Below are 1,076 nucleotides of genomic sequence, written 5' to 3' on the forward strand. Positions count from 1 at the left end.
CTGGCCGCCGCGCAGCGCGGCTTCGAAGCCTGGCGCAAAGTGCCGGCCAACGAGCGCGCCACGACCATGCGCAAGGCCGCCGCGCTGGTGCGCGAGCGCGCCTCGGACATCGGCCGCCTGATGACGCTGGAACAGGGCAAGCCGTTTGCCGAAGCACGCGTCGAAGTGCTGGCGGCGGCGGACATCATCGAATGGTTCGCCGACGAAGGCCGCCGTGTCTATGGCCGGATCGTGCCGTCGCGCAACCTCGCGGCGCAGCAACTGGTGCTCAAGGAACCGATCGGCCCGGTAGCCGCCTTCACGCCCTGGAACTTCCCGGTCAACCAGGTGGTGCGCAAGCTGAGCGCCGCGCTCGCGTGCGGCTGCTCGTTCCTCGTCAAGGCGCCGGAAGAAACCCCGGCATCGCCGGCCGCGCTGCTGCAGGCTTTCGTCGAAGCCGGCGTGCCGGCGGGCACGGTCGGCCTCGTGTTCGGTGACCCGGCTGAGATTTCGAGCTACCTGATTCCGCATCCGGTGATCCGTAAGGTCACGTTCACCGGCTCGACGCCGGTCGGCAAGCAACTGGCCGCACTGGCCGGCGCGCACATGAAGCGCGCGACGATGGAACTGGGCGGTCATGCGCCGGTGATCGTGGCCGAAGACGCCGACGTGGCGCTCGCCGTGAAAGCCGCGGGCGGTGCGAAGTTCCGCAATGCCGGTCAGGTCTGCATCTCGCCGACGCGCTTCCTCGTGCACAACAGCATCCGCGAAGAATTTGCCGCGGCGCTGGTCAAGCACGCTGAAGGCCTCAAGCTCGGCGACGGCCTCGCCGAAGGCACCACGCTCGGCCCGCTCGCCAACGCACGCCGTCTCACGGCGATGAGCAAGGTGCTCGACGACGCGCGCAAGACCGGCGCCAAGGTCGAAACCGGCGGCGAGCGCGTGGGCTCGGAAGGCAACTTCTTTGCGCCGACCGTGCTGACCAACGTGTCGCTCGAATCGGACGTGTTCAACAACGAGCCGTTCGGCCCGATCGCCGCGATTCGCGGCTTCGACAAGCTCGAGGAAGCGATCGCCGAAGCCAACCGTCTGCCGTA

Annotated in this window: 1 protein-coding gene; it reads left to right on the forward strand. The window is 68.4% G+C overall.

The window, feature by feature from the left end:
- Nucleotides 1-1,076, forward strand: a 1,076-nt coding sequence (locus tag P0D80_RS50385) for an NAD-dependent succinate-semialdehyde dehydrogenase (RefSeq protein WP_408296289.1), incomplete at both ends; no start/stop codon positions are given.

It is taken from the genome of Paraburkholderia sp. RL17-373-BIF-A (genome assembly GCF_046030175.1).
GTDB lineage: Bacteria > Pseudomonadota > Gammaproteobacteria > Burkholderiales > Burkholderiaceae > Paraburkholderia.